This is a genomic window from Actinopolyspora mortivallis, assembly GCF_003001495.1.
Lineage (GTDB): Bacteria > Actinomycetota > Actinomycetes > Mycobacteriales > Pseudonocardiaceae > Actinopolyspora > Actinopolyspora mortivallis_A.
The window spans coordinates 1-4194 of sequence record NZ_PVSR01000076.1 but is presented as its reverse complement, the minus strand read 5'-3'; the positions used below and the strand labels follow the sequence as shown (position 1 = coordinate 4194).

Genomic DNA, 4194 nt, shown 5'->3' with positions numbered 1-4194 from the left:
GCGCCGCTCTGCCCCGAGCTCTCCCCTCCCCGGACGTCGAGAGCCGCTGCCCTCCTCCACCGGCCGGTTCCGGCCGCCTCGGAGCTCCCCGCACCTCGGTCGTGGGTGGCTCCCCGCCGCACGGTCGTTCATCACTTCCGTGGGTGGGTTGTGCCTGTCGGGCGTGTGCGGTTGCCGGAGTGGCCACGCGCCCACATTCTGGGCGCGACGCCGTTCGATGCGGGGAGGGACCGACTATGGCCACGTGCGAGGTCTGCGGCAACGACTACTGGATGACCTTCGAGGTGCACACCACCGGCGGGCAGGTGCACGTGTTCGACTCACTCGAGTGTGCCGCCCACAGGTTGGCTCCGCACTGCGAGAACTGTGGCTGTCGCGTGCTGGGCCACGGTGTGGAGGACAGTGGGCAGTTCTTCTGCTGTGCCCACTGTGCCCGGAACGCGGGAGGCGAACGGGCCGGTCAGCTCCGGGACGCCGTGGGGGCGCCTCCCGGCTGACCGCCGGTGTTCGGCCGCGCCGGGCGGGTGGAGAGGGCGCTGTCGGTGTCCTCTCCCCTCGTGCCGGTGACTTCGAGCGGGACTCGTCAGCGGTGGGCGCGGGCCAGGGCGGCCTCCAGAGAGTCGTGGCAGTTCAGGCCCTGGTCGACGCCGGTGATCTCGAGCAGCCGACGGACACAGCGGGCGCCGGGCACCACGTGCAGTTCGATGCCCCGTCGTTGGGCGCGGTGTTGGGCGCGCAGCAGGAGTTCGACTCCGACGGAGCTGACGAACGAGACCCGGCTGAGGTCGATGATCAGGGTGTGCAGCACGGCCGCGGTGAGACGTTGCCGGATCAGTTCGGTGATGCGGGGCGCGGTGGACAGGTCGATCTCGCCGTCCATGTCGATCACGGCGATACCGGGCCCGGGCCGTTGTATGGCCATGCGCAGCAGCGGGTTCAGTCGGTGGGGGTCGGCGTCCGTTCTCGGCCGTCCCACACCCCTCGTGGGGGTGTTCGGCCGGGGTGGTTCGACCACCGTTCGGGTGTTGGTTCGATAAGCGATCACGCTGCCTCCTCGCTGGAGGGCCGCCCGCGGCGGGACGGTGGGTGACAGCCGCACGTGTTTCCCGCCTCGCGGGGGCCGGGATCGTGGGAGGGGCTGTCCGCTCGACCGTGTTTCCCACGGTAGCCGTGCTCACCGGCGGGCAACAACCGCTGGGAGGGGGACTCACCCGTGGGCCAGCATCGGGATGATCCCCCCGGCGAGCACGGCCTCCACCTGGCGGGGGGAGAGTCGGTGATGGACGCGGTAGTCGTGCTGGCGTGTGGTGTTGTGCAGGGTCAGCTCGGTGTGGTGTCCGAGGTCCTCGTGGAGACGGTCGAGTCGCAGCACGTCTCCCCTGGCGATGTCGTCGTAGTCGGCGGGGTCGGTGAACTCCAGCGGCAGGATGCCGAAGTTGATCAGGTTCTGCCAGTGGATGCGGGCGTAGGACTTGGCCACGACCAGGCGCAGCCCGAGGTGGCGGGGGGTGATGGCGGCGTGTTCGCGGGAGGAGCCCTGCCCGTAGTTGTCCCCGCCGACGACGGCGTGGTCCTGGGCGTGTCCGCGTGCCCGCCGGGGGTAGTCGGGGTCGATGCGGGTGAAGGTGAACTCGGCCAGGGCCGGGATGTTGGAGCGCAGCGGGAGGGCCGCCGCCCCGGCGGGGGAGATCTCGTCGGTGGAGACGTTGTCACCGGCGATGAGCAGCACGGCCAGTTCGAGGTCTCGTGGGGGTGGGGTGAACTCGGGCAGGGCCGAGATGTTGGGGCCTTTGACGGGCTGGATCCGGAGGGATTCGGTTTCCTCGGGAGGGGCCAGCAGCATCTCGGTGTTGACCGAGGCGTGTTCGGGAACACGGGGCTGTGGGGGGTTCAGGGAGAGGCGTTCGGCCAGTTGGCGGGGGTCGGTGATGGCGCCGGTCAGGGCCGAGGCGGCCGCGGTCTCCGGGGAACACAGCCACACCGAGTCCTCCGGCGTTCCGGAGCGGCCCGGGAAGTTGCGGGGGAAGGTGCGTAGCGAGTTCTGCCCGACGGCGGGGGCCTGTCCCATGCCGATGCAGCCCATGCAGCCGGACTGGTGGATGCGTGCCCCGGCGGCGATCAGGTCGGTGAGGTCCCCGGTTTTCGCCAGGTCCTGCAGGATCTCCCGGGAGGTGGGGTTGACGTCGACGCTGACGGAGTCGTGGGTGGAGCGCCCGCGCAGCATGTCGGCGACCACGGCGAAGTCGCGCAGCCCGGGGTTGGCCGAGGAGCCGATGACGGTTTGGCTGACCGGACTGCCGCTGACCTCGCTGACCGGGACCACGTTGTCGGGTGCCGAGGGGCGGGCGATCAGCGGTTGCAGGGTGGACAGGTCGATCTCGTCGGTGTGGTCGTAGTTCGCCCCGGGGTCGGCGGCGAGTTCGACGAAGTCGTGTTCGCGTCCTTCGCCGGCGAGGAACGCGCGGACGGCGTGGTCGGAGGGAAACACGGTGGTGGTCGCACCGAGTTCGGCGCCCATGTTGGCGATGACGTGGCGGTCCATGGCGGTGAGGGTGTCCAGTCCCGGACCGTGGTACTCGATGATGCGGTTGACGCCACCGGTGACGGTGTGGCGGCGCAGCATCTCCAGGATCACGTCCTTGGCCGACACCCAGGGGGGCAGCTGGCCGGTCAGGCGGACTCCCCAGATCTCGGGCATGCGGATGCGCAGTGGTTGGCCGGCTATGGCCAGGGCGACTTCGAGTCCGCCGACGCCGATGGCCAGCATGCCCAACGAGCCGGCCGCGCAGGTGTGGGAGTCCGAGCCGACCATGGAGGTTCCGGGGATCCCGAAACGTTGCATGTGGGTGGGGTGTGAGACCCCATTGCCCGGTTTGGAGTACCACAGTCCGTAGCGCTGTGCCGCGGTGCGCAGGTACTCGTGGTCCTCGGCGTTCTTCTCGTCGGCCTGCAGCAGGTTGTGGTCCACGTACTGGACGCTGACCCGGGTGCGGGCCCGGCGCAGCCCCAGCGCTTCCAGTTCCTGCATCACCAGGGTGCCGGTGGCGTCCTGGGTGAGGGTCTGGTCGATGGACAGGGCGATCTCGTGGCCGGGGGTGGGGGTTCCGTCGACCAGGTGGGCGGCGATGAGTTTGTGCGCCATGGTTCGTGCCGTCACGGTGGGTGGCCTTTCGCGGAGGTGTTCCTCGGTGTGTCCCGCCGTGTTCGGGTTACCCGGCGCGGGTCCGGTTGAAACGATCAGCCGGGGTGCTCGGTGTCCGTGGGGGGCCGGGGCGGGTGGAGGGTGGCCACGGCGGTGCTGGTGAGGCTTCCCAGGTAGAGGGTGCCGTGGTGTTCGCGGACTCCGGTGACCATGCCGAATCCCCGGGAGTGGGCCTGCAGTTCCCGTACCACGCGGCCGGTGTCGTCGACGGCCAGCAGCCACACGGTGGGGCGGGGTTGCACCCGCAGGGACTCGGGCAGCGCCCGGTCGAGGTGCAGCGCGGCGGGCAGGTGGGCGTGGGCCAGGTCCAGCAGGGGGTTGCGCGCGGCCGCCTGGGTGACCCAGATCAGCCCGTCGGTTCCGGTGGCGATGTTGTCGGGGAAACCGCCCAGGGCGGGCAGCAGGGTGTCGGTCTCTCCTGCTCGGGGCCCGCGCAGCCAGAGCCGGGTCAGGCGGTAGGCGCCGGTTTCGGCGACCGCGACGAAGGACTCGTCGGCGGCGAGTGCGACTCCGTTGGCGAAGTGCAGCCCGTTGAGCAGAGGTTCGGCGTCCCCGTCGGGGCTTATTCGCCACAGCCGGCCGGTGCCGGAGTGTTCCAGCAGGTCGTTGCGCCACTGTTCCAGGGGGAAACGGCGTGAGGAGTCGCTGAGGTAGACGGTGCCGTCGGCGGTGACGGCGGCGTTGTTGCACAGTGCCGGGCGGTGGGGGCCGGTGGCGGGCAGCAGGGTGTGCACCCGGCCGGTGTCCGGGGTGATCCGTAGCAGGCCGCGGTGGGCGTCGCAGACCAGGATCTCCCCGTCGGGCAGCTGTTCGAGCCCGAGGGGGCGTCCGCCGGTGTCGGCGAGGGTGTCGATGCGGCGCCCGTGGTCGCTGAGCGCGAGGACACGTCCGTCGTCGACTCCGGTGAGCACGCGCCCGTGGGTGTCGACGAGCACGTCCTCGGGTCCGGTGCCGTTGACGGGGTACAGGGTGGGGTTGCCGAGGTGCTCGGG

The 4194-nt window shown here is 70.6% G+C and carries 4 protein-coding genes; 1 reads left to right on the top strand and 3 read right to left on the bottom strand.

Annotated elements, in window-relative coordinates; genetic code table 11:
* Positions 1-236 precede the first annotated feature (236 nt).
* Positions 237-497, top strand: a complete 261-nt coding sequence (locus CEP50_RS19640) for a Prokaryotic metallothionein (RefSeq protein WP_106115396.1) — start codon at positions 237-239, stop codon at positions 495-497.
* 86 nt (positions 498-583) lie between these two features.
* Here CEP50_RS19640 and CEP50_RS19635 read toward each other — a convergent pair whose 3' ends face one another.
* The 3 genes from CEP50_RS19635 to CEP50_RS19625 all read right to left on the bottom strand — a co-directional run.
* Positions 584-1045, bottom strand: coding sequence for an STAS domain-containing protein (locus CEP50_RS19635; RefSeq protein WP_106115395.1), 462 nt, complete (start codon positions 1043-1045; stop codon positions 584-586).
* A 162-nt stretch (positions 1046-1207) separates the two neighbouring features.
* Positions 1208-3142 (bottom strand): aconitate hydratase, encoded by a 1935-nt coding sequence (locus CEP50_RS19630; RefSeq protein ID WP_106115398.1) that lies wholly within the window; start codon positions 3140-3142, stop codon positions 1208-1210.
* Positions 3143-3237: 95 nt separating this feature from the next.
* Positions 3238-4194: SMP-30/gluconolactonase/LRE family protein (locus CEP50_RS19625; RefSeq protein WP_219905578.1), on the bottom strand; the 957-nt coding region annotated here is incomplete at its 5' end.

Bases quoted from the DNA above. Each gene is read 5' to 3' on its own strand.
- CEP50_RS19640 (WP_106115396.1), top strand. From the start codon at position 237: ATGGCCACGTGCGAGGTCTGCGGCAACGACTACTGGATGACCTTCGAG.
- CEP50_RS19630 (WP_106115398.1), bottom strand. From the start codon at position 3,142: ATGGCGCACAAACTCATCGCCGCCCACCTGGTCGACGGAACCCCCACC.